The organism is Rudanella lutea DSM 19387 (assembly GCF_000383955.1).
Classification (GTDB): Bacteria; Bacteroidota; Bacteroidia; order Cytophagales; family Spirosomataceae; genus Rudanella; species Rudanella lutea.
Map to the genome: position 1 here is coordinate 3,864,015 of NZ_KB913013.1, position 25,706 is coordinate 3,889,720.

Here is a 25,706-nt window from a genome sequence, read left to right on the forward strand (position 1 = left end):
GTAGTTTATTTGTTGTTTCACCTCAATGATGCCGATAGGCGTAGGGGGGCGCGGGAGTTTGGGATGAGTGGTCGAAAAATGGGTAAGAAAGGTTTCCTATCCTCTGCACCCCCGCCCTACGTGACCGAAATCAGTTCGGGGGGCTACAGAAATCAGGCTATTTTTAAAAGAGTATTGAGCCTGTCAATCGTACTTTTGTCTAATGGATATGCGACCTGTAAGCTCACTTTTGTTTGCCCTGCTCGAACAGCAGCCCGACGCCGAACGCGCCCTCACCTGGCTTCGGCAGCAACTCGATCTGTACCGTAACCAACCGACCAACGCCGTCTTTTACCGGGTTTTTACGGCCATGCCCCGGTTTATGGGTAAGGCGCCCGTGGTGGTTTCTGACGAGATGGCTACGGCGTTGGCCGAGGCTCGCCCCGGTTTCCAGCTTGTCGACTGGACCATGGATCGGCTGGCCCGCGTGTGGTGGCTGCTTCAGTATCCATCGGCCGACCGGCAGGAGTACCGGCGCAGTATCACCGAACTGTTTCGGGCGGCCGAAATGAACGAACTGGTGGCCCTGTACTCCGCCCTGCCCGTACTCGAATACCCCGAAGACTGGCGTTTTCAGGCTACGGAAGGCGTTCGGAACAATATTGCCGATGTGCAGGCGGCTATCATGCTGCATAACCCATACCCGGCCGAGCAACTCGACGAAGCCGCCTGGAATCAGCTGGTGATGAAAGCCTTTTTTATTGGTAAAGATGTGACGCAGATTCAGGGCTTGTGGGCGCGTAACAACCCCAGGTTGCAAGCGATTCTGCACGACTTTGCCGCCGAGCGCCGGGCCGCCGGACGCGAGGTTCCCGAACATTTACCCAAACTAATGAGCGAAAGAGTGATAGAGTGAAAGAGTGAATGGCTTGTTCAGGAGGTAGATTCCCCCCTTTCTACGCTTTGCGGCCCACGCTCTTTCACACTTTCGTTCTTTCACTCTTTTACAATTCATACAGCTAAGTGAATGTGCAATGCATAATGAATAATTGAGTTAACTGTTGACAGTCAGCTTTTTCGTTATACATTTTATACTGTACATTATACATCTAATTCTGCTTGACTGCTTATGTCTTCTTTCTTAGAGTCAATACGGGGCATGAAGTTCTTCGACATGCACGTGCATATGATTTCCCGCACTACCGACGATTATCAGGCGATGGCTGATGCGGGTATTGTGGCCGTTTTGGAGCCGGCGTTCTGGTTGGGGCAGCCCCGTACCGGCGTCGATTCGTTTCGGGATTACTACGCCAGTCTGGTTGGCTGGGAACGGTTCCGGGCGTCGCAGTTTGGTATCCGGCACTATTGTACCATGGGGCTCAACTCCAAAGAAGCCAATCAGGAGGCTTTGGCCGAACAGGTGATGGAGATTCTGCCCCTGTTTATTTACAAAGAGGGCGTGGTGGGTATCGGCGAAATTGGGTTTGACGACCAGACCCCTGCCGAAGAAAAATACTACCGCGCCCAGCTTGAGTTGGCAAAAGAGGCCAACCTGCCTGTGCAGGTACACACCCCCCACCGCGACAAAAAACGGGGAACGACCCGCAGCATGGACATTGCCATTGAACACGGCATTGACCCCGGCATGGTTATCATCGACCACAACAACGAGGAAACCGTACGTGAGGTGCTCGACCGGGGCTTCTGGGCGGGCTTTACCATTTACCCATTCACCAAAATGGGCAACGAGCGCATGGTTGAGATCGTCCGGCAATACGGCCCCGACCGGATCATGATCAACTCGGCTGCCGACTGGGGCATCAGCGACCCGCTGGCGGTGCCAAAAACAGCCGCCCTGATGAAGCAGAACGGTATTTCGGACGAGGCCATCCGGCTCGTGACCCTCGAAAACGCCGTGACAGCCTTTGCCCCCAGCGGCCAGATAAGCCTGAGCGATTTCGACCAGCCCCTCACCATCGACCAGAGCCAGCGTTTCAACGGCTCGTCGGTACTGCGTGGTGGGCAGGCACCCCGTATTGACAAAGATTCAACCATTATCAAATAGCGATGAGTGATGAACGATGAGTGATGAACTGGCTGACGCACGACTTTTATCACTTATCGTTCATCACTCATCGCTTATCACTCTTTATGCTTCTTCCCCTTCTCCGCCTGACTCGCCCGGCGAACTTGATTACCGCCGTGGCCGATGTGCTGGCGGGTATGGCAATTGCCGGTTATCTGACGCTCCCCGATGCGGCCCCGGCACCCGTGGGTTGGCTTAGCCTGGCTACGGTGGGTTTGTACGGGGGCGGGGTGGTGTTCAACGATGTGTTCGATGCCGAGCTCGATGCCGTGGAGCGGCCCGAACGGCCCATTCCGAGTGGGCGCGTAAGCCTGATGGCGGCTACCACCCTCGGCGCCATACTGCTGGCGGTTGGCGTCGTGGCCGCGTTTATGGTAAACCCTCTGTCGGGTTGGCTGGCCGTGGCTACGGGTGTGGCCGCTTTGGTGTACAACCGGTTCAGCAAGCATCACGCCCTGATTGGCCCCATCAATATGGGTTTGTGCCGGGGGCTTAATCTGTTGCTGGGCGTAAGCGTACTGCCCGATCAGGTGCAGCCGTGGGCCTGGCTGGGGGTGGTGCCGGTGCTGTACATCGGAGCTATCACGGCCATTAGTCAGGGCGAAGTACACGGGGGCAACACGCGCACGCTGCGCCTGGCGGGCCTGCTCTACGGGGCTGTCATCGCCATAATTGCCGCCATTGCCCAGTCGCGGGGGCAGTTGGGTACCGCCTTGCCCTTTCTGATTATTTTCGGGTATTACATTTTTGTGCCGCTCTGGCAGGCCGTGCGCGAGCCGATTGGCCGTAATATCGGCATGGCCGTAAAGGCAGGCGTTTTGTCGTTGATTGTGATGAATGCGGCCTGGGTAGCTGCGTTTGCTTCTTTCCCGTTTGCCCTGCTGGTCATGTGTTTGCTGCCGTTGTCGCGGTTGCTGGCGCGGTTGTTTGCGGTTACGTAGCCATGTATCTTTGAACGATAAACAGGTCACCCGGTGGTCGGTTTTGTTCAGAGTAGAAACGAATTACTCCTGTTTTTGGTAGTTATTCAGAAGTGGGTTGTGTCGGCCCTTCAAGGCCCATATCATAGGCACAGGCTGCTTGCTTAGGCGTACAACAACCGTTAAAAAAAGTAGGCCGCGTTTGTTCGATGTGAACACAGCGCGCCTTGGCGTCAACTAACATGAATCAACTTAATCAGTCATTCAGCGTCCGCTTTACGTACAGCATCAGCTTCACCGACGGCCTGTTTGATTCGCACAATACCTCGCTGGCCGATTTTCTGGCCGCGCAAAGCAGCGAAGCCTCACGCAAAAAGCTGCTCTTCGTGATTGATGAGGGCGTACTGGCGCACTTCCCCGATCTGGGCGAACAAATCCGGGATTATTTCGCCGGGCAACCCAACGTGGAGCTGGTCGACGATCTGGTGACGGTGCCGGGCGGAGAACCCGCTAAAAACGACTCCGCTCTGGTCGAACGCATCATCGACGCGGTGGATCGTTACGGAATCGACCGGCACTCGTACGTGGTGGGTATCGGTGGCGGGTCGGTGCTCGATCTGGTGGGCTACGCAGCGGCCATTGCGCACCGGGGCATTCGGCATATTCGGATTCCGACCACGGTACTCTCGCAAAACGATTCGGGTATTGGTGTGAAAAACGGCGTGAACTATCGGGGTAAGAAAAACTTCCTCGGCACGTTTGCTCCGCCCGTAGCCGTGTTCAATGACTACCGGTTTTTGCGGACCCTCGATGAGCGCGACTGGCGTTCGGGCATGGCCGAAGCCGTGAAAGTGGCGTTGATTAAAGATGCGCCTTTCTTCGACTGGATCGAGGCTAATGCCCTGGCCCTGGCCAACCGCAACGAAGCAGCCATGCAGTACCTGGTGTACCGCTGTGCCGAGTTGCACATGAACCACATTGCCGGGGGCGACCCGTTTGAGCAGGGGTCGTCGCGCCCGCTCGATTTTGGGCACTGGAGCGCACACAAACTCGAACAACTTACCGGTTTTGCGTTGCGGCATGGCGAGGCTGTTGCCATTGGTATGGCCCTCGATTGTCAATACGCGCACCTGCTCGGTTACCTCGCCGACGAAGACCTGAACCGGGTGCTGGCGGTTCTCGAAACACTTGGTTTCGCCTTGTACGACCCGGCCCTCGATCAGGACGACAGCGCCGGTGTGCTGCGTGGCCTGGGTGAGTTCCGCGAGCACCTTGGCGGTCGGCTGACGATTCTGCTGCTGCGGGGTATCGGCTATGGTGAGGAGGTCAACGAGATGGACGAAACGCTGCTCCGGCAGGCTATTCATCTGCTGGCCAACCGGCAACCGAGCCTGGCACTCGACTAAATGTGGTTCCGGTTTTTGGTTTATTGTTTTTAGTTTTTGGTTTTTGGTTTTTGTCGGCTGCTATAATCCCTTGTGCCGATCACTACAAACGATAAACCTAAAACCATAAACCACCCTCGCCCGTATCCCAACAACCTGTTTAAACCTGTAAGGTCTTTGAGACCTTGCAGGTTTGGTAAACCTTCATTCTGTTTAAACCTGTAAGGTCTCCAGAACCTTGCAGGTTTGGCAAACCTTCATCATGCAGATATCTCTCGGACACCTCGGCTATTGCACCAACATTCACGCCGGGGAGCACTGGGTTGAGCACTTTGCCGCCCTGCAACGGGCCATTCCTCCCCTCAAAAACCGACTGACGCCCGACGCTCCGCTGGGTCTCGGCCTGCGCCTGTCGAACGTAGCGAGTACCGAGCTGGCGGTCGGCACACGCGTAGCCGAGTTGCGTCAATGGCTGACCGAAACGGGCTGTTATGTGTTTACCATGAATGGGTTTCCGTTTGGCGGTTTTCATGGCGTGCGGGTCAAAGATGCGGTGCACAAACCCGACTGGACTACGCCCGAGCGGGTGGCTTACACCAATCGGCTGTTTACGCTGCTGGCACAACTGCAAACGGGGCCGCTCACTACGCAGCCCGGCATTTCGACCTCGCCCCTGTCGTACCGACACTGGTTTCGGTGGGGCGATGCCGACGCCCGCGATGCCGCGTTTACCCAAACCACGCAGAACCTGCTGGAGGTGTTGACGCACCTCGTGAAGCTGGAAGGCGAAACGGGGCTGGCTATGCACCTTGATCTGGAACCCGAACCCGATGGCCTGCTCGAAACGGCCGACGAGTTTGTGCATTGGTTCACCGACTATCTCTTGCCCATGGGCGAGCGGCATCTGGCCGGGCAGTTCGGCATGAGTGCTTCGGCTGCGGGCGAAGCGCTACGTCGGCATGTGCAGTTGTGTTACGACGTGTGCCATTTTGCGGTGGGCTATGAGCGCCCGGCCGATGTGCTGGCTAAGCTCAAAGCGGCCGATCTACGAGTCGGGAAAATTCAGATTAGTGCCGCCCTCAAAGCCACGATACCCGCCGAAACCGACGGGCGAGAGGCCATCCGGCAGGCTTTTGCCGGGTTCAACGAGCCTACGTATCTGCATCAGGTGGTGGCCCGTACGCAAACGGGCGAACTGGTTCGGTTCAATGATTTGCCCGACGCCCTGGCTCAGTTTAGTGAGACGCATGCCGAATGGCGGTCGCACTTTCACGTGCCTATTTTCGTGGAAGATTACGGCCTGCTGCAATCCACACAGGACGATATTCGGGAGGTGCTCCGGTTACAGGCCGTGACCCCGTTTACCGATCAGATGGAAGTAGAAACCTACACCTGGGAGGTACTGCCCGAAGGTCTCAAGCTAAACCTTGTCGACTCCATCGAGCGCGAACTGAACTGGGTAAGACAATTAGTGAATCGGTCCGCCGAAGCGGAGTGAAAGAGCGAAAGAGTGAGTGGCTGCCGCAAGAACAACTTGCCGGTTTCCATTTACTCTTTCGCTCTTTCACTCTTTCACTCTTTCGCTATGAAAAAGACTGTCGTAATAGATGTGGTTGGTTTGTCGTACTCGCTCATTAGCGAGCACACGCCCTTCCTCAAAAACTGGATGGCCACGAAAAATCGGGCCACGATAAATCCCATGCTGCCCGCCGTGACGACCTCGGTACAGTCTACGTACATCACGGGCAAATGGCCGACCGAACACGGTATTGTGGGCAACGGCTGGTACGATCATACCGATGCCGAAATCAAGTTCTGGAAGCAGTCGAACCATTTGGTGAAGGCCGAGAAAATCTGGGAGCGCGCCCGAAAAGTCGATCCCACGTTTACGGTCTCCAAAATGTTCTGGTGGTACAATATGTACAGCTCGGCCGATTACTCGGTTACGCCCCGGCCGCAGTACCTCGCCGACGGCCGCAAAATGCCCGACTGTTACAGCCAACCCGCCGACCTCCGCGACCGATTACAGGCTGAGCTGGGTACGTTTCCTCTTTTTCAATTTTGGGGCCCGGGTGCTAATATCGTATCGACGCGCTGGATTGCCGATGCATCACTGCTGGTCGACAAGTGGCACGACCCCACGCTGACGCTTATTTACCTGCCGCATCTGGATTATTGCCTGCAAAAGTTTGGTGGGCAGGATTTGGCTAAAATTGCGCCTGAGCTAAAGCAGATTGATGATGTTTGCCGTGACCTGATTACGCACTACGAAAAGGTGGGTGCCGAGGTCATGGTTTTGTCGGAATACGGCATCACGCCCGTGAGCCGGCCGGTGCACATCAACCGGGTCCTTCGCGAGGCCGATTTGATTCAGGTGCGTGTGGAGCGCGGGCTGGAGCTGCTCGATGCGGGGGCTTCGAGGGCGTTTGCTGTGTCGGATCATCAGGTGGCACACGTGTACGTCAACGATCCGGCCTTGCTGCCTAAAGTGAGGGCGTTGTGTGAGAAAACCCCCGGTGTGGAGCTGGTACTCGACCGCGAACAACAGAAGGCCTACCACATTGACCACGAGCGGGCCGGCGACCTCGTGCTGATGGCCGATGCCGACAGCTGGTTTACTTACTACTACTGGCTCGATGACCGTGTGGCCCCCGATTTTGCGCGGCTCGTGGATATTCACCGTAAGCCTGGCTACGACCCCGTCGAGATGTTTATGGACCCGGCCAACCCGCTCATCAAACTCCGGGCGGGCTACAAGCTGCTCCGCAAAAAACTGGGCTTTCGCTACCTGATGGATGTGATTCCGCTCGACGCTACGATTATCCGGGGCTCGCACGGGCGGGTAGGTACGGCTCCCGAATTTCATCCGGTGTTGATCGGTAACTCGGTCGGCACTAAGCCGGTATCGGCCGTGGAAGTGTACGACAAAATCTGGGCGGCTCTGGGGACCTAACTCAGAGATGACATCTCTGGAGAAAACTTGCTGACGCGTGGGCCTTCGACAGGCTCAGGCTGACCGTTGTTTTGAGAGCCGCCAGTCAGCCTGAGCCTGTCGAAGGCCCACGCGTCAGCAACCGTTTAGTAGATAGTAACTCCCGTCGGCTATTCTTCAGAATTTGGCTCCAGGCGATGATATCTTGTTTAGAAAGATGTCATCGCTCTCCCTAAAATGACAAAACCTGGCATCTCTAAAGGAAATGCCAGGTCGGAGTCAGGTATGGAAACTACTCAGTAATACCGGATGAAGGGCGCAAAGCTTTACCAACCGGGGTTTTGAAGCAGGGTGGGCGTACGCTGTAGCTCACTCTGCATAATGGGGAACAGGTAGTGGCGTGGGGCCAGAAATACCCGGTTTTCGATAAAGAAACGGCGCATCTTGTACTTCTTCGTGCCAATCACAATTTTGCCGTTGGGGTCTTCTACAGGCCGCATTCCGTTGACCATCCGTTGGGTTTTGGGGTAAGGCCATGCCTTTTGCGAACGCTCATCGTTGGTGCTGCCAGCCGATTGCCAGTTTTGCTCTTTGGCCAGTTCGGTTTCCGCGCTGGGCTCCAGATACAGGCGTGTCGTCCAGATCCGGTTGTTTTCGTAAAACAGCTCGACCCGGCGCTCGCGCTGAATGTACTCGCTCATGAGTTTCTTGTTGCTGACGGCCTCGGGCGCAATGGGTGCCATAAACGACCGCTTGCGTACCTGATTGAGCAGATCGGCGATTTCGGCGTTGGGGCCGGTGGTTTCGTTCACGCCTTCGCAGTAGATGTACATGAACTCAGGCAGTCGCCAAACGGGTGGGCCGTTGATGGCAAAGCTCTTGTCGCGGTTCCACGACTCGCGCAGGATTTTCCGCAGGAAGTAGCCCGTTGTGGTTGAGTTGGTTGCGCCCACGCGGTCCGATCCCTCGGCGGTATTGATCACCTTGCCTTTAAACGTAGAGCCGTGATACACAATATCGCGGTAGAAACGGGGGTCGCGCTTCACGCTCTCGTAGGGGTTTTCGTCGTCGTAGCCGTCGGCCTTGGCGCGGCTGTCGTACACCGGGTAGCCGTATCCGTTTGGCGCAATGTACTCGTACTCATCAACCTGCTCCTGCACGGGCATCTGGCGCGCACTGCCGCCCGAACTGGGTGGGTACACGTCGCCCTGCCAGTTGTTGTCTTTGTCGCGGGTCACGAAAAAGACCGCTTCTTTCTGGTAGGCATCCATGCTGTGGTACAGGTCCCAAAGGCGGGCATACACCTTCGAGTTGTTGTTGTTCACCCCGGCATCGTCCTTGAAGTCGCTCGCATCGTGGCCAACGTACAGGCTGTAGCGGGGAATTCCATCGGCTTTGAAGTCGAGTACGGCCTTGGCGGCATCGCGGGCCTGCGCCCAGCGGGTCTGGTTGTAGCTGTATTCCGATTTGAACTGCCGGGTATCGCCGGCCAGTGTACCGCCGTTCCAGAGCGGAGTGGCCGCCATCCAGCGGGCCATGGCTTTCAGACCCAGACAAGCCCCTTTGTCGATACGGCCGAAATCGGTGCCGCTCCACAAACCCGGCACCCGGGCGTAGGCCGAATCGCAGTCGCGGGCAATTTTGCCGACAATCGAGTGAAACGACTCCTTCTTGAAGTTCATCGGGTCGGTAGCCTGTACTACCCGGTCAACGTACACAATTTCGCCGTACATGCGGGCGGCCAGGTAATGGAGGTAAGCGCGCATGAAATACACCTCACCAATCCGTCGATCGAGATCGCCCTCCTGCAAGGGGTTGTCGGGGGTTTTGTATTTACGAACGCCTTCCAGAAATACGTTGGTCTGCCGGATTTTGCTGTACAGACCGTTCCAGTACTGTCCGCCGTCGCTACGGTCGGGCATGGCGTTGGGGCCCCAGTCGCCCGAGTTAAATTTGTTCGTAATACCGCCTTCTACCGTAGATCCTTCGCACTCATCGGTCGCGGGTGCGGTCGAGAAGTGGACAAAATACACCAGCGGGCGGTTGGCGGCTTTTACCTGCGCGTATATGTCGGTAACCAGCTGATTGGCTTTCACGTAGCGGGTAAACACCTGTTCGGCATCAATCTGATCGTCGGGCCGACGTTCGAGAAAGTCATCCTGGCACGAAACCAGTACCAGCGCGAAGAACAGGAAAAGGGTGGAGAATACGAGGGTACGCTTCATGAGTTGAGGCAATTAAAAAGTAATGTCGAGACCAAAGTTGAACACCTTCTGCACGGGGTACCAGGAGCCATCGCCTTCGCGTACTTCGGGGTCGATGTCGGCATCTTTCAGTTTATCCCAGGTAAGCAGGTTGAGCCCCTGCGCGTACACGCGGGCCGTTTGGAGGTGAATGCGCTGCAACAGCGGTTTAGGAATGTTGTACCCCAGCTCAACCGTTTTCAGGCGCAGGTACTGTGCGTCGTACAGAAACAGGTTGCTGAACGGGTTTTTGTTGTTGGTGTGCTCGCCAAAGTGCAGGGCCGGGTAGGTAGCCGTAGCGGCTGTGGCGGGTGTCCAGCGGTTGAGGTGCATGGGTTTTACCTTGCCGTACTTATCCTGCGAGAACAGGGGGAAGTCGTACACGGCCGGGCCGCTCAGCTGCACCGAGGTGCGGGAGGCCCCCTGGAAAAGCATGCTGAAATCGAAGCCCTTGTAGCGCGCGCCTACGGGCAAGCCAAACATCAGTTCGGGGTTGCGGGGGTTGCCCGTGGCAACGCGGTCGCCGAGGTCGTTGATTACCCCATCGCCGTTGATGTCTTTGTACACCACATCGCCCGGCACCAGTTTGCCCCAGGGCTGAAAACCGGCTCCGTTGTTGCGGCCGTTAAGCTCGGCGGCTTCGGCGGCATCGCGCACAAAATGATCGACAATGTAGTTGAAGTGTTCCCCAATCCGGCGGCCGGTATTGGCCCGGTCGGGCATGGCGTAGGGCACTTCGTTCATAAACACAATCCGGTTGCGGGCGTAGGTCAGGTTAGGCCGTATAAAGTACGAGAACCCTGAACCCAGATTGCCCGACCAGCCCACTTCGAGGTCGATCCCTTTGTTGTCGACAATCCCCGAGTTGATGTACGGCGCACTTTTGCCCACAATCGTCGGGAAGCCGAGCTTGGTGTTGTCGGCCAGATCGGTGATGATGTCGTAGCGGTGCTCTTTGAACAGATCGACCGTGAAGGTCAGGTTGCGGAACAGGGCCAGGTCGATACCGATGTTTGTTTTGCGGGCTTTCTCCCAGCTCAGATTGGCATTGGCGAGGTTGCCTTCGCGGAGGCCGCCCCCCGCACCCGAGCCGAAGTTATCCGTCCCGAAGCTGTAATCAGAGCCACCGCTGTAGTATTGGAGGTACACAAACCGGGCGTCGTTCGGAATCCGGTCGCTACCCACAAGCCCGTGCGAAGCTCTGATCTTGAAGTTGTTCACCCAGGGCAGGTTGCTCATGAATTTCTCGCGCGAGACGACCCAGCCCGCCGATACCGCCGGGAAAAAACCGTACCGCTTGCCTTTGGCAAAGTTCTCGGAGCCGTTGTAGGCCGCGTTGATTTCAAACAGATACCGGTCATCGTAGCCGTAGGTGATACGGCTCGTGAGGCCCTGATACACAAACGGAACCTGATTGTCGATCACCCGCTTCGACCGGTTGGCCAGCACCAGACCTGTTACGTTATGATTGCCAAAGTTGCGCAGGTATTCCAGCTTGAGCTGCGTGTACGAACGGCCGTCGCTCGGGTTGCGGCTTGAGGTGTTGCTCAGCGTCTGATCGGAGTCGTATTTGTTGCCCCGCTTGTAAATGCCGGTGTAGATGGCCGGGTTGCGGTACACATCAATACCGGCGTCGGGTTGGAGTGTCGCGTAACCGGGGTACACGCGGTAGCCTTCCGAGTACGTGTTTACCTGCCGGTACACCCAGATGCCTTCGGAGGCATCGTAGCCAAACAGACCTTCAACTTTAAGGCCCGGCGTGATAAAATCGAGGTGGCGGCCCAGCACAAACGACCCGTTGAGGTAGGTGTTTTTCTCGTTCAGGAAACCCGTGCGGCTCAATTCGCCGAGCATGTTGAAGCGGTAAATCTGGTCGCCGAAGAGCATTCCAAGCGGGTTGTTGACCACCGACCGGCCATTGGCGGGGTTATCGTTGGCGGGCAACACAATGGGCAGATACGGCGGCTGGGTGTTGGCAATCTCGACAATGCGAGAGGCTGTGGTTCCCGGCGCGGTGCGGTCGGTGATGCGGGCCGCGAGATCGAGCCGGGCGTAAAAATCCTTCGTAATGTCGATGTCGATATTCGAGCGGAAGTTGTACCGCTTAAATACGGCCTGGGTGTTGTAGTTGCTCAGGTCGGTATGCTGGTAGTTGCCATCCTGCCGGAAGTAGTTGGCCAGCACAAAGTAGCGAGCCTTACCCGACCCTCCACTGATGTTGAGGCTGTGGTCCTGCTGCTTACCGGGCTTGAAGGCGTAATCGAAATAGTCCCAGTTATAGCCGTTACCGTCGGAGTTGTCGCCCACGGCATTCCGAAATTTCTGGATAGCCTGATCCGAAAACAGGTTGAGCGTGGCCGGGTTAACACCCGGATTGTTGTTCACGATGGCCTCGTTGTAGAGCGTGGCATAATCAGCCGAGCCGAGGTAGTTTGGGAACTTAACGGGCTGGTTTACACCCATCGAGGTTTTGAAATTGACCAGAGCCCGGTCCTGCACTTTGCCGCGCTTAGTCGTAATCAGGATTACCCCGTTGGCCCCCCGCACCCCAAACGGAGCCGTCGACGAGGCATCTTTCAGAATCGTAAACGTTTCAATTTCCGACGGGGCCAGGTAGTCCATGCTGCGCTCCAGTCCGTCGATAATCACGATAGGGGCCTGATTGCCGTAGGTACCCAACCCCCGAATATATACGTTGCTTCGGTCGACACCCGGCTCACCCCCGTTGAACTGGTTGGCAAACAAACCTGGCAAGCGTCCGGCGAGGGCGTTAGTGAGGTTGGCCGTGGGGCTTTGCTCCAGGTCGCGGGTCGAGATGGTCGCCAGCGAACCCGTGAGGGTGGCCTTGCGCTGCGTACCGAAACCTACTACCACCACTTCGTTCAGGGTCTGGTTGTCGGGTTGTAGGGTCACGGTCAGGTTGGATTGCGAACCAATCGTAACCTCCTGTTTTTGGTATCCCAGAAAGCTGAAAACCAGAATGGTACTGGCGTTCGGCACGTCGATTTTGTAGCTACCGGTAGCGTCGGTGTTGGTACCGCGGGTGGTGCCTTTCACCACGACGCTCACGCCGGGCAGGCCCACGCCTTTTTCGTCGAACACCTTACCGGTCACCGTAATATCGGCTGCGGCAAGTGGTTGTTCGAGGCCGGTGGGGGGCAGGCTCGGCAGGAGTTTGGGCTCCGGCCGGGAGAAAATAATTTGCCGCCCCGACACTTCAAACTGGATGTTGCGCGGTTTGAGCAGCCGGTTCAGGACGTCTTCCAGGCGTTCGTTGCGGGCTACGAGCGTGATCTTTTCGTCGGCCCGAATCACCTTCGAGTTAAACACAAACTTGACGCCGGCTGCCTGGCTGATCTCGACAAACGCCCGCTTCATGGGTGTCTGTTCCAGACTGATGCTGATGCGCTGTTCGAGCAGCTCCTGCACGGCGCTACTGGCCAAATGACTCCCGGCCATCAGCAGCAAGGCCATGAAAACCCGTAGGGCTGTCATTCGGGTAGAGGTGTAAACCTGTTTCATACGCGGAAAAGAGTGGAAATAAGGAACGTTTTAGGTTGGTTGTACGGAATTAAAGGGAGGTTGATGGAGGGTCTTTTATCGGCACCCGCGCGACTGAATGATGATCTTACCGTCGATCACTTCGTAGCGCGCTTCAATGCCTTTGCAAATGATAGTCAGCTTGTTGTTCAGGCTCTCGTCGGCCAGCGAGGCCGTGAGGGCGCAGTTTTGCAGCACATCCGAATCGTAAATGATGTCGATACCATACGCTTTCTCGACGCGCTGAAGCACCTGCTCGACCGGTGTTTCGTCGAACTCGAAATTGTCGGCGGTCATTTCCCGATCAATCACTACGGGCTGATCGGCGAGTTTTTTCTGGAACGAGGTCGTTTCCCGCGAGAACTGAGCCTGCTGGTTGGGCGTCAGCGAAATCACCCGTCGGTCGATGCGCTTGTTGTTGCCCGAGGTCAGGTCGTGTCGGGTGTACACCGATACTTTGCCGGTGCGAACGGTCACGGTCAGGTCGCGCTTGCCGGGGTAGGCCGACACCCGGAAACTCGTGCCGAGTACGCGCGTCACAATGGCGTCGGAGTAGACCCGAAACGGGCGTTTGGGGTTTTTGACCACCGTAAAGAATGCTTCGCCTTCCAGCGTCACGTCGCGGGTGGTATCGTCGAAGGCGGGTGTATACCGTAGCGTCGACCGGGGCGACAACATCACCTCGCTGCCGTCGGGCAGAATGATTTGCAGGGCGCGGTTGGTTTTATTGGTGAAAAACGAGTCGCCCTCGGCGGTTTGCCCGGTTTGCAACGACCGGTGGGCCGTCGGCTGCGGACTGCGTAGGCCAAACCACCAGCCCAAACCCAGCAGGAGCACCACCGCGGCTGCACTGGCCCAAGCCATAACCGGCCGAAACCGGTACACCCGTGTCGGTTGCGGCTCCGATTGCCCACCAATCCGCCCCAGCATCTGTGCTACGTCGTGTTCGATCTGAGACTGGCTGACGTCCGGTTGCAGTTCCGAAAGACTGAGAACGATTTGCCGGGCCAGCAGCACATCGGCCCGTCGCTCAGGATGAGCCGCGAGCCATTCCTGCCAGAACGCATCCTGCCGGGGCGTAGGTGCAGTCACCCACGACCGGAAAGCCGGGTCGAACGTAAAATCGTCAACAGAGAAGGTAGAATAATCGGGCATAGGATAGGCGTTCATATCCCGTTAGGGGAAACGCCTGTGCAGATACTGCCTTTTTTCTGAAATTTTTTTGGGAGGGGAGGCTGAACTGGTTTTTTCAAGAACGCCCCAATCGCTCAATTACTCAACAAAAGCAGCCACAGCAGCCAAAATTGGTCGGAAGTGACCTGCCGCCGGATAAACCGGAATGCTTCCTGAAACAGGTTCGAAACGGATTGTTCCGAAATACCCATGATTTGGGCAATGGCGGCCCGGTCCATGTTATCAAAAAACCGGAGGTAGATAGCCTCACGCGAGCGCCGGGGTAGCTCGTCGAGTAGCTGCCGGATGCGGGCGTTGCTCAATTGACCCGTTTCCTGTTCGATGAGCCGGTCTTCGGGCGAAAAGGAAGACTCGGTTGCGGCTTCATCGGTAGAAAGCAGGAGCGTGAATCGGCTTTCGTGCAGATAGGTCTGGTGCAGGAGCCGACGCAGCACCGTCATGAGGTAGGGCTTCACCTGCCCGCCCGCGAGCGACCGGAGGGTATCGCGCCGGTTCCAAAGCTCGACAAAGGTATCCTGGATACAATCGCGGATATTGTCAGTGTTGCGGGTAAACCGGCTCCCGTAGTGCAGCAGGGCGGGGTAATGCGCCGACATCAACTGGCCCAATGCCGTGGTGTCTCCGCGCTGAAAGCGGTGCCACAAAAGAGCATCATCTACGAAGTTGGCCGTCGACATAGGGCAGAGGGAGACTAAAACGCTCCAAAATATGAACTTGTTCGGAATAAATAGGCTAATTTATATAGTATCTGCCCCCATTCTTATACAACGGGCCAAATCGATTAAGCCAAACAGCTTCTCAGGCCTGAATCACGATGCCGTATTTCCGCAACAGTCCCGGCACACCGGTAAGATTAAATTGCGCTTTGGTCAGCGTATTGGCCTCCAGATCGATGGTGTAATGCCGGGCTGTGCGTAAGTCGGCTTTGGTGAGGTTGGTTCGCTCGAAATGGGCGTTGGTCAGGTCGCAGTCGTCAAAAACGGCGAGGGTCAGGTCGGTTCCTTCAAAGTCAACGTTTTTGAGCGAGCAGCCCGTAAATACGGTTTTCTTCAGCTTTTTGCCCCAGAAAATAGAGTAATCGAGAGTACATTTCACAAAGGCCACCTCAAACAGAAAATCGCCCGCTTCGCTGAAATGCACACCCATAAGTGCACATTGCTCAAACCGCACCGGTTTCAGCGCGGCTTCTTTCAGTTTTACCGCCGACCAGGTGCAGCCCACAAACGTACAATCGACAAACTCCACTTGCCGCAGATCCGTCTCTATAAACTGGCAACCCCGAAACAGGCAGTCGATGTACTCAGCCGGGCCGAGTGTACGGCCGCTAAAATCTTCGTTGGTAAAGGTAAAAGAGTCGAAGGTTTCGGGGTTCATACCGGTGCATCCTGAGTTAGACTGAAATGGGTAATGAATAATGTAGAATGGATAATGTATAGTGTAGAATGGATAATGAAAAATGAATAATGTATAGTGTAGGATGAATAACGAATGGGTTGATAATCAATAAAAACCTCATTTTTCGTCATCCATTATCCATTTTTCATTCTTCACTCAACCATTCTCTATTCGGTGTAGTCGAGATTCTTGCCGAAGGTTTCTTCCAGCGCCGACAACGCCCAGAACGCCAGCACAAAACCGATGGCTCCTACTACGGCTCCGGCCCCAATAACCCCGATTTGCGGTTTGAGCATCTGAAAGGCCGGGATACTCAGCAGGGTGGTAGCCCGTACGTTGTTGGCGACGGAGGTGGTGGCCGTAGCCCGAAGGTTGGTGCCGAAACTCTCGGCCGTAATGGTCAGAAACATGGCGATGTAGCCAATGCCAAAGCCCAGTCCCAAACACACCAGATAGAACGTCTGCGCGGTTTGAATGCCACCGTATAGGTAAACGAGGCAGAAAAGCAGGGTGAGGCCCATCATCAGGCCCACCGCCTTTTTGCGCGACCGAAGCCACTGACTCAGAAACCCGCTGAACAAATCACCGATAACCATGCCGATGTAGGTGTACATGACGCACCGGCCGGCCTGAATCTCGTCGGTAATGCCCAGTGCCTTACCAAACTCGTTACCAAACGTAGCCAGCAACCCAATCACAAAGTAGGTTGGTAGCGAAATACCCATGCATAACACGTAGCGGGTAAACCGGTTACGGTCGGTAAAAAACGCGCTGAAACTGCCCCGTCGGCGGGTAGCGCCCTCCACCATGCGCTTGTACATGCCCGATTCGAGCACGCTCACCCGCAAGAGTAGCAACCCCAGCCCCAGCCCACCCCCGATGAAATAGGTGGTGCGCCAGTCGAACAGCTGCACGGTCAGGAAAGCCACCACGGCCCCCAGCAGGCCCACGCTCGCTACAATCGACGAGCCGTAGCCCCGCAACTCTTTGGGCAAAATCTCGCTCACGAGCGTGATACCCGCGCCCAGCTCACCGGCCAGGCCCAGCCCGGCCACAAACCGCAACCAGGCGTATGTGCTCGGGTCTTCTACAAAGCCACAGGCAATGTTGGCGAGCGAATACGTCAGAATACTTCCAAACAACACCGACAACCGGCCGCGTTTGTCGCCCAGAATGCCCCACAAAATGCCCCCGATAAGCAAACCCGCCTGTTGGTAATTGTAGATGCTACCGCCCATGAGCGACACCCCCCGTTCATCGAGGCCGAGGTCTTTCAGGCTGGGTACCCGGACAATATTGAAGAGCAGCAGGTCGTACACATCGACAAAATAGCCCAGCGCAGCCACCCAAACGGGCAGGGTAAACAGCGGCCGGAGCGAGGTAGCGGGAGCATTAAGCGTAGAGGAATGCATAAGGTCGGAATCGGAAAGTCAATCTTACGGCTTTTTGGGCAATACTCGTTGTGAATAATGGGTGAAATCGGGCAACTGGTTCGTGATTCTCAATCTTAACCGGCGTGTCAGTAAGGGGCCTGGAACCGGAGCTTGCCACCGGGTGCAACCACCGAAAGACGAAAGCCGGTAGATGGCGTCAAAATACCCAATTAGACTGAGTAAAAAGGGGGATTGTGCCTCCCTTTAGGCATATAACCTAATTGGACTTGATGAAACGCAGACAATTTGTGGCCTCGTCGCTGCTGGCAGTGCCAGCCCTGTCGGAGGCAAAGGCGGCCAAACCGGCAGCCCAGAAAGAAATGTACGAATTTCGGACCTACCAACTGCGCGGTGGCGGGGCCGTATCTGTTTTCGATAAATACCTCCGCGAAGCCCTGATACCGGCTCTGAACCGCCAGGGTGTTAAAACGGTAGGCGTATTTCGGGAGATGGGAAAAACCGAACCGCCCAAAGTGTACGTTCTGATTCCGCACACGTCGGCCGAGGCTTTTGGGGCATCGGGAGCGAAACTCGCGGCTGATACGGCCTATCAGCAGGCCAGCAACGAGTATCAGACCATGGCCCCCGACAAGTTTCCGGTGGTGCGGTACACCAGCTCGATCTTGAGTGCGTTTGATGCCTTACCGCAGCTGATTGTGCCCGGCAAAAGTGACCGCATTTTTGAACTCCGTACTTACGAGGGTTATTCGGAAGATGCCGTTCGGCGGAAGGTGAAAATGTTCAACGTGGACGAGTTGCCCATTTTTTACAACGTCAAGCTGAACCCGGTGTTTTTTGGCGAAATCGTAGCGGGCGAGCATATGCCCGCTCTTACGTACATGCTGGTGTTTAAAGATATGGCCGAACGCGACGCCAACTGGAAGCAGTTCAGCGCCAACGCCGACTGGAAGCGCGTTTCGCAAGACCCTCAGTACGCCAATACCGTTTCGAACATTATCCGGGTGTTTCTGGAGCCGGTTGCGTATTCGCAGATTTGAGTTTCGCAGCGATGTCATCTTGTTTGGAAAGATGACATCGCTATATCTTACTCCTCCACAAAATCGAGGTCTTTGGCAAAGGTCTCTTCGGTATAGGCCAGCGACCAGAACGCCAGCGCGTACACCAGCGCTCCCACCAGCCCGGCCGATACCAGCGCGCTCACTGAGAACTCGCGCTGTATACCCTGATACAGAATCGACATCGGAATCAGCAGCCCCCGTACAATACTCGGGGCCGAGGTGGTGGCCGTAGCCCGCAGGTTGGTGCCGTACTGTTCGGCTACCATGGTGAGGTACATGGCAATGTAACCCGTACAGAACCCGAGCAGTAGGCAAATACCATACAAGGTTTGGGCCGACTGAATGCCCGTGAACAGGTACACCCCACTCAGTATCAGGCTGCTGATGAGCAGGTAGATTACTGCTTTTCGGCGTGATTGTAGCCAGTGGCTAAACGGCCCCGAAAGCAGGTCGCCGGCGGCCAGCCCTAGGTAAATCATCATCACACACTGCCCCGGTTTTACGGGCTCGGCAATGCCTAAGGCTTCGCCAAATTCGTTGGCAAACGTCGCCAGAATCCCCACAATAAACCACGTGGGCAGTCCAATGGCTACACAACGGAGGTATTTGCGCGTACTGTCCCAATTGCGGAAGAGGTGGAGAAAATTGCCCCGGCTCAGGTGTTGGTTCTCTGTTTTCATGGTCACATACAACCCTGACTCCAGCACGCTTACCCGCAGCAACAGCAGGAGTAAGCCCATACCACCACCCACAAAAAAGGCCGTACGCCAGTCGAAGAGGGCCTGGGTCAGATACGCGACGCCCGCGCCCAGGTAGCCAATCCCCGCCACCAGCGACGAGCCGTATGACCGGATCTCTTTGGGCAGAATTTCGCTTACGAGCACCATAGCGGCCCCAATCTCGCCCGAAAGCCCCACGCCCGCAATGAACCGAAGCAGGGCGTATTGATCTACAGTTTGCACAAACCCGCAGGCTACGTTGGCGAGTGAGTAGGTCAGAATACTACCAAACAGCACCGACATACGACCGCGCCGGTCGCCCAACACGCCCCACAAAATGCCGCCCAGCAACAGTCCGGCCTGCTGGCAGTTCAGAATAAACGTGCCGTCGAGCTTAATCTGCTCTTTGGTGAGACCCATGGATTCGAGGCTGGGTACCCGCACAATGTTGAAAATGAGCATGTCGTACACATCGACAAAAAAGCCGAGGGCCGACACAATGACCGGCAGGGCCAACAACGGACGTAGCGAGGGTTTAGGACGAGTAGCGGTGAGCATACGGGAATAAGAAAGACGCCAATGCGCCGGGTAATTCGGCACTAATGATACGAAGATCCGGGCGAACTTCACCCAGAGGCCGGGTGGGTGTTGCGGGGCTAATACGCCAGCTCGACCAGCACCGGCAGATGGTCGGAGGCTATGCGTTCGGGGATGACCCGGTGCTCGATCACCCGAAACAAGTCTTTGGGCGTAAACGTCACGAAATCGATGGTTCGATTTGGGTTCTCAACTGGAATAGTGGGCGGGCACGACTGGCAGCTTGGTTCCACTACTTGCCTGAGTAATTGCAGGGTCTGGCTATCGGGCGAATCGTTGAAATCACCCGCCAGAATAACCGGATGTTTTTCCTGCCGCAGTACCTCCACAATGCGGGTAGCCTGCAAGCGCCGGTTGGTAGGCCCCCGTTGGGCGTCGAGGTGGGTGTTGGCCAGTGTCACGGTGCGTTTGCCGGGTAAGGTCACGGTAGCGAGCCCCAGCACGCGTGGCTCTCCCCGGGTAGCCGAGTCGAGCGGGAGCGGAATCCGGCGCGGGTTGGTCAGGTGATATTTCGACAGAATGGCTATGCCGTACTCACCCCCGTCGTAGTCTATTCCTTTGAAAAAGTACGCGTTCAGGCCCGTTTGGCGGCCCAGGTCTGCCGCCTGATCGAGCGTTTTGCCCGACCGGCCGGTCCGTACATCAACCTCCTGCACCATTACCACGTCGGGTTTTTGGGCGTTGATAACGGCGGCAATGGCAGCCACATCGATGACCCCGGCCCGGCTGGGTGGGTTGGCGTGGTGAATATTGTAGCAGAGCACCCGAAGCCGGTTGGTGCCTGCCGTGGGCGATACCGACCGGGCGCAGGCACCCGCCAGCAGGCTCAATAGCAAAATAAAAAGGCAACGCATGGGAGAATAGGAAGCGTGGTCAAAGATAGGTTTTGGGGCCCAAAACAAGGCGACTTGCCCGAAAAACGACGGGCTGGGCACAGTAAAAAGATTTCTGGATAAAAATTGTACTGACCTGAGTATAGTTTGCACTATTCGCCCTATTGGCAGTCAGATGGTCGGGGCGGTGTGCCCAGCCTCTTGTTTTCTCCTGTTTAACTACGCTGTGTATGATTCCGCCGGAAGCCCGAAATTCCCAGAATCAGTATGCTTTGCATGCAACCGAAGTCTGGCTCTGGCAGCAGTTTCGGGCCGGGAGCCGTGAGGCTTTCGAACAGCTCACCGGCTATTTTTACCGGGATCTCTACTTCTACGGGTACCGGTTTACGCAGGATACCGACCTGCTCAAAGACTGCCTCCAGGATCTGTTTGTCGACCTGTGGGTGTACCGGCGCAAGGTGGTCGATACCGAATACATCCGGCCCTACCTGTACAAGTCGCTTCGGCGGAAAATATTCCGGGAACTGAATCGGGGCGGAGCCCCCTTGACTGACGACGAGCTGCCATTTCTGGAGCTCGACGACGATCATCCCACGGCCGAGCAGCAACTGATTCAGACCGAACTGGCCTCGTACCAGACCTCCCGGCTGAACGCCCTGCTGAGTCGGTTGTCGGCCCGCCAACGCGAAGCTATTCACCTTAAATTTTACGGCGAACTCACCAACGATCAGATCGCCGATGTACTCAACGTCAACAAACAGTCGGTAGCTAATCTGCTGCACCGGGGGCTTACCCGCCTGCGCGAGGAGTGGCCTTCGTTGCTGCCTCTGCTTGGACTGTGTATAAACGCCCTCTTTTCACGCCAGTCATGAAGCCCTACGAAACCTATTCTGTCCATGATTTTCTGACGGACGACCTGTTTCTGACCTGGGTCAAACACGATGAGCCCGAGGCCCGGCAGTTCTGGCTCTCGTTTATGGAGCAACACCCGCACCGCCGGTCGGAGTTGCTGTTCGCCAAAGACATTGCCGAAACCCTGCACCGGCGGCCGCGCCCCCTGTCGGATGCGCAGGTGCAGCGCGAGGTGAGTCAGATTATGCGCCTGGCCGACCGGGCCGAGGCTACCGGACTGGGGCAACCCCTGTACCGGCGGGTGCTGCGGTACCCGGCCCTATTGGCAGCTTCGGTGCTTCTGGTTGGGCTGGGTGTCTGGAGTGGGTGGCAGTGGCAGCGGGCCCTGCATATTCTGGAAAACGACCCCATCGCGACCTCATCGCCCGGTAAAGGGCAGGCGGGGTGGGTGAGCCAAACCAATGGCACCTCGCAGCCCGTATCGCTCACTCTGCCCGACGGGAGCCGGGTACTGCTGCAACCGAATAGTCAGGCCCGATACCAGAAAGCATTTAGCCAAACGCACCGCGAAGTGTGGCTCACCGGCGACGCTATGTTTGCCGTTGTGTACGACCCCGCCCGGCCGTTTCTGGTGCGCAATGGGTCGTTGGTGACGCGTGTGTTGGGTACGCGCTTTCGGGTGCATGCGCCGGCCAACGGCCCCCGCGTCACGGTGAGCGTGCTGAGCGGCAAAGTGTCGGTTTACGATCAGCGCGACCTCACGAGTGCGCGTCGGCAGCAGAGTCGGCAGTTGCCCGGCGTGATTCTGACGGCCAATCAGCAGGTAGTGTACGACCCCGAACGGATCAGCTACCAGAAAGAACTCGTCCCGAAACCAACCCTGATTCGGCCCGACGTGCCGCCCGAAACCTTTGACTTTCAGGATACGCCCGTGTCGGTGGTGTTTGAGCGGCTCCAGAAAAATTACGGCGTCACCATTCAGTACGATGCCGCCCTGCTGCGCCCCTGTACGCTCACGGCCTCGCTGGCGGGCGTGCCCCTGCACGATCAGCTCGGGCTTATCTGTGCCTCTATTGGGGCTACGTATCAGATCGTCGATACGCAGATTGTCATCAGCGGTCGGGGCTGTTTGTAAATGTCTTCACTTCTTTTCACCAACCCAATGCGTCTATTTTTATCCCCGGAAACCCTGCGTTTTTGTATGAAGGTTTCGTTTCTGCACTTGTTGCTCACAGCCTTGCTGATGAATTCAGTGCTGGCCGCCCGGGCCCAGGAACTGCTCGAACAGCGCATCTCGATTCATCAGGAAAACAGCACCGTGCGTCAGGTGCTGAACTCGATTGAACAAACGGCGCGCATCAAGTTTGTGTACAGCCGTGAGGTGGTACGCACCGATCAGCGTGTGACCCTCGTTGCCACTGATGAGCGGCTGGGTACCGTGCTCGAACGCCTGCTCCGGCCCATGCGCGTGAGCTACGTGGTGACGGGCAATCAGGTGGCCCTGACCCGAACCGCCCCCTCGGGAAACGACGACGCGGGACCACGGAAAACATCGGAGCTGGCTCCCGCTGACGCCCTTGAAGAAACCATCACAGGCACCGTATCGGACGAGAACGGGCAGGGGCTGCCGGGCGTAAGCGTGGTGCTGAAAGGGACGACACGCGGCACTACCACCAACGCCGATGGCAAGTACCGCCTGAATGTACCCGACCGCTCGGCGGTGCTGGTGTTCTCGTTTGTGGGGTACGGGTCGCAAGAGGTGGCTACGGGTGGCCGCGCGGTGGTCAACGTGAGCCTGAAAGCCGACGAAAAATCGCTCAACGAGGTGGTGGTGGTAGGCTACGGGCAGGTGCGAAAAAGCGACCTCACCGGGGCCGTAGTGACGGTGCCCGTGGAGGAAATCAAAAAGGTAGCCGTTACCTCGCTCGATCAGGCGTTGCAGGGCCGGGCGGCTGGCGTGCAAATCACCCAAAACTCGGGGTCGCCGGGCGGTACCACTACCATCAGGATTCGGGGTGGTAACTCGATTCAGGGCGATAACGAGCCTTTGTACGTGATCGACGGGGTGCCGTTTAAAAACGATGGTGCCGGCAGTGGTTCCAGCTTCAACGTGCTCAGTACGCTTAACCCAAGCGACATTGAAACCATGACGGTGCTCAAAGATGCCTCTTCGACGGCTATCTACGGCTCGCGTGGGGCCAATGGTGTGGTTATTATCACCACCAAACGCGGTAAAGCGGGCCGGTCGGTGGTCAATTTTGAAAGCTACTACGGCGTGCAGGAGGTACGTAAATTTTACCCGGTACTCAATGCCCGCGAGTACGCTCAGTTTGTCAACGATGCCAATACCAACGAAGGTCGCGCCCCGGTGTACACCCCGGCCCAGGTCGATGCGTTTGGGCAGGGTACCGACTGGCAACGCGAAATTTTCCGGTCGGCACCCATTCAGAACTATCAGCTGTCGATGAGCGGGGGCGACGAGAAAACTCAGTACGTGCTGTCGGGTGGGTATTTCAAGCAGGACGGTATTGTGACCAACTCCGACTTCGACCGGTACTCACTCCGCCTGAACCTCGACCGGAAGCTGACGAACAAAATCAAGGTGGGCAATAGCCTCACTGTCAACCGGACCGTGACCAATCAGTCGCGGACGGACGGCGACCTCGGCAGCGCTGGTCTGGTCACGATTGCGGCCCTGCAATTCCCGCCAATTCTGCCAGTGTTCAACCCCGATGGGTCGTATCTGGTCACCAACCCGGCCCTGACTTTCACGGCCGATAACCCGGCCGCCCTGGCTCGCGAAAGCAAAAACCGCAACACGGCGTACCGTACGTTTGGTAACGTGTTTGCTGATTATCAGATAATTGATGGGCTGAACCTGCGGGTGTTGCTGGGCGTAGATGCCATCCTGCAAAAACAGGATTCGTACCTGCCCCGGAGTGTATCGAGCGGCCTGGCGCAGGGCGGAGCGGCTTCTATTTTCAACGGGCAGTCGGTTACGTGGCTCAACGAAAACCTGCTCACCTACACCCGTACGTTTCGGTCGGTGCACAACGTAAATGCGCTGGTGGGCTACACCCAGCAGGCCAACCGTACCGAAAACAGCTCGGCGGCTGCGCGCAACTTTGTGAACGACAACCTCAACTCAGGCAACCTCGGTTCGGGTTCGGTGCCGCTCGTGCCGTCGTCGGGGATTGGGGCCTGGGGGCTGCAATCGTACCTGGCACGTATCAACTACGGCTACCGCGACAAATACCTGCTCACGGCCTCGTTCCGGGCCGATGGCTCGTCGCGCTTCGGGGCCAACAAGCGGTACGGTTACTTCCCGTCGGCGGCATTGGCCTGGCGGGTTTCGGAAGAAAACTTCCTTAAAAATGTACCGGTGCTGACCGATCTGAAATTGCGGGCCACGTACGGCATGACGGGTAATCAGGACGGGATTGGTAACTTCCCGGCGTACTCGCTTCTGGGTACGCAGAACTACGTACTGGGGGGCGTGGTGGCTACGGGCATTGGTCCGGCGCAAATTGCCAACCCCGATTTGTCGTGGGAGTCGACAACGCAGGCCGACCTCGGTATTGATGTGGGGTTGCTCAATAACCGGATCACCTTCACGGCCGATGTGTACCTGAAACGAACCCGTGATTTGCTCCTGAACGTGACTATCCCGAGCACATCGGGGTACACGAGCGCGATCAAAAACCTCGGCCGGGTCGAGAACCGGGGCGTTGAGTTCAGCCTGTCGTCGCGCAACATCGATAAAGCGTTCAAATGGAATACCGACCTGAACCTGGCGGCCAACCGCAACCGGGTGCTCGATATTGGTGGGGCTCCGCAACTTTTTGCCGGTCAGGTGGCCAATATTGCGCAAAACGTGAATTCGGGCATCATTCGGGTGGGTGAGCCGCTGGGGTCGTTTTTTGGTTACGTGACAGATGGCCTTTACCAAACCACCGACGAACTGGCTGCCCTTGCTGACCCGCAGGCCCGCCGACCCGGCGACCGGAAATACGCCGACCTGAACGGCGACAAGCGCATCGACGACCTCGACCGAACCATTATCGGCCGGGCACAGCCCAAGCTGCTGGGTGGTTTGAATAACACGTTCAGCTACAAAGGCTTCGAGCTGACGGTGTTTATGCAGGGCGTGTACGGCAATCAAATCCTGAACGCCAACCGCTTCGAGCTGGAATACCTCAACGGAACCAACAACCAGAACCGGGATATGCTGAACCGCTGGACGCCCACCAATACGAACACGGACATTCCGCGGGCGTCGACTACGCGCCCGGCCAACCGGATTTCGACCCGGCAGATTGAAGATGGCTCGTACCTGCGGCTCAAAAACGTGCAGCTGGCTTATAACTTCCCGTCGGCCGTGCTCACCAAGCTTCGGATTCAGGGGCTGCGTGCCTACGTAGCCGCCCAGAACTACGCCACCTGGACACGCTATTCGGGCTACGACCCGGAGGTAAACCGATTCGGGCAGGATAGCCGCAGTCAGGGCTTCGATTACGGCAGCTACCCGGCCGCCAAAACCATCCTGTTTGGCCTGAACGTGGGCTTTTAACCAACGACA

At 56.9% G+C, this 25,706-nt stretch carries 18 protein-coding genes; 10 read left to right on the top strand and 8 right to left on the bottom strand.

Annotated features, from left to right (window positions below; translation table 11 throughout):
• Positions 1-202 precede the first annotated feature (202 nt).
• From RUDLU_RS0115995 to RUDLU_RS0116020, 6 genes are all read left to right on the top strand, one after another.
• On the top strand, positions 203-895 hold the full coding sequence (locus tag RUDLU_RS0115995) for an EboA domain-containing protein (protein WP_019989415.1): 693 nt from the start codon (positions 203-205) through the stop codon (positions 893-895).
• 213 nt (positions 896-1,108) lie between these two features.
• Complete coding sequence (locus RUDLU_RS0116000) at positions 1,109-2,044, top strand: TatD family hydrolase (protein WP_044129509.1); 936 nt, start codon at positions 1,109-1,111, stop codon at positions 2,042-2,044.
• 86 nt (positions 2,045-2,130) lie between these two features.
• Positions 2,131-3,006 carry a UbiA-like protein EboC gene (gene eboC, locus RUDLU_RS0116005; RefSeq protein ID WP_027303119.1) on the top strand — a complete coding sequence of 292 codons (876 nt, stop codon included), beginning with the start codon at positions 2,131-2,133 and terminating at the stop codon, positions 3,004-3,006.
• A gap of 221 nt (positions 3,007-3,227) precedes the next feature.
• Entirely contained in the window at positions 3,228-4,391 is a 1,164-nt protein-coding gene (locus RUDLU_RS0116010) for a 3-dehydroquinate synthase (protein WP_019989418.1), read from the top strand.
• Positions 4,392-4,632: 241 nt separating this feature from the next.
• On the top strand, positions 4,633-5,868 hold the full coding sequence (eboE, locus tag RUDLU_RS0116015; protein WP_044130436.1) for a metabolite traffic protein EboE: 1,236 nt from the start codon (positions 4,633-4,635) through the stop codon (positions 5,866-5,868).
• Between the two features lie 87 nt (positions 5,869-5,955).
• Entirely contained in the window at positions 5,956-7,323 is a 1,368-nt protein-coding gene (locus RUDLU_RS0116020) for an alkaline phosphatase family protein (RefSeq protein ID WP_027303120.1), read from the top strand.
• 305 nt (positions 7,324-7,628) lie between these two features.
• Here the strand turns inward: RUDLU_RS0116020 and RUDLU_RS0116025 are convergent, their stop codons facing one another.
• From RUDLU_RS0116025 to RUDLU_RS0116050, 6 genes are all read right to left on the bottom strand, one after another.
• The gene (locus RUDLU_RS0116025; protein WP_019989421.1) at positions 7,629-9,527 is read right to left on the bottom strand and encodes a RagB/SusD family nutrient uptake outer membrane protein; all 1,899 of its coding nucleotides are present in this window, start codon (positions 9,525-9,527) and stop codon (positions 7,629-7,631) included.
• A 12-nt stretch (positions 9,528-9,539) separates the two neighbouring features.
• Positions 9,540-13,067 carry a TonB-dependent receptor gene (locus RUDLU_RS0116030; protein ID WP_019989422.1) on the bottom strand — a complete coding sequence of 1,176 codons (3,528 nt, stop codon included), beginning with the start codon at positions 13,065-13,067 and terminating at the stop codon, positions 9,540-9,542.
• 75 nt (positions 13,068-13,142) lie between these two features.
• The gene (locus RUDLU_RS0116035; protein ID WP_019989423.1) at positions 13,143-14,255 is read right to left on the bottom strand and encodes a FecR family protein; all 1,113 of its coding nucleotides are present in this window, start codon (positions 14,253-14,255) and stop codon (positions 13,143-13,145) included.
• 98 nt (positions 14,256-14,353) lie between these two features.
• Complete coding sequence (locus RUDLU_RS27580; RefSeq protein WP_019989424.1) at positions 14,354-14,956, bottom strand: RNA polymerase sigma factor; 603 nt, start codon at positions 14,954-14,956, stop codon at positions 14,354-14,356.
• Positions 14,957-15,077: 121 nt separating this feature from the next.
• Complete coding sequence (locus tag RUDLU_RS0116045) at positions 15,078-15,653, bottom strand: pentapeptide repeat-containing protein (protein WP_019989425.1); 576 nt, start codon at positions 15,651-15,653, stop codon at positions 15,078-15,080.
• Between the two features lie 188 nt (positions 15,654-15,841).
• Positions 15,842-17,086: an MFS transporter gene (locus RUDLU_RS0116050; protein WP_019989426.1), complete on the bottom strand. Its 1,245-nt coding sequence runs from the start codon at positions 17,084-17,086 to the stop codon at positions 15,842-15,844.
• A gap of 251 nt (positions 17,087-17,337) precedes the next feature.
• Here RUDLU_RS0116050 and RUDLU_RS0116055 point away from each other — a divergent pair, with 251 nt between their 5' ends.
• Complete coding sequence (locus tag RUDLU_RS0116055; protein ID WP_019989427.1) at positions 17,338-18,105, top strand: NIPSNAP family protein; 768 nt, start codon at positions 17,338-17,340, stop codon at positions 18,103-18,105.
• A 47-nt stretch (positions 18,106-18,152) separates the two neighbouring features.
• Here RUDLU_RS0116055 and RUDLU_RS0116060 read toward each other — a convergent pair whose 3' ends face one another.
• Entirely contained in the window at positions 18,153-19,403 is a 1,251-nt protein-coding gene (locus RUDLU_RS0116060) for an MFS transporter (RefSeq protein WP_027303121.1), read from the bottom strand.
• Positions 19,404-19,501: 98 nt separating this feature from the next.
• Entirely contained in the window at positions 19,502-20,296 is a 795-nt protein-coding gene (locus RUDLU_RS0116065) for an endonuclease/exonuclease/phosphatase family protein (RefSeq protein ID WP_019989429.1), read from the bottom strand.
• 209 nt (positions 20,297-20,505) lie between these two features.
• On the opposite strand from RUDLU_RS0116065, the gene RUDLU_RS0116070 reads away from it, so the two are divergent.
• The 3 genes from RUDLU_RS0116070 to RUDLU_RS0116080 all read left to right on the top strand — a co-directional run bounded on the left by RUDLU_RS0116070 (position 20,506) and on the right by RUDLU_RS0116080 (position 25,697).
• Positions 20,506-21,147, top strand: coding sequence for an RNA polymerase sigma factor (locus tag RUDLU_RS0116070; protein WP_019989430.1), 642 nt, complete (start codon positions 20,506-20,508; stop codon positions 21,145-21,147).
• Positions 21,144-22,262: a FecR family protein gene (locus RUDLU_RS0116075; RefSeq protein ID WP_019989431.1), complete on the top strand. Its 1,119-nt coding sequence runs from the start codon at positions 21,144-21,146 to the stop codon at positions 22,260-22,262. The genes RUDLU_RS0116070 and RUDLU_RS0116075 overlap by 4 nt, the downstream gene beginning before the upstream one ends.
• Positions 22,263-22,328: 66 nt before the next feature.
• The gene (locus tag RUDLU_RS0116080; RefSeq protein ID WP_019989432.1) at positions 22,329-25,697 is read left to right on the top strand and encodes a TonB-dependent receptor; all 3,369 of its coding nucleotides are present in this window, start codon (positions 22,329-22,331) and stop codon (positions 25,695-25,697) included.
• Positions 25,698-25,706 lie beyond the last annotated feature (9 nt).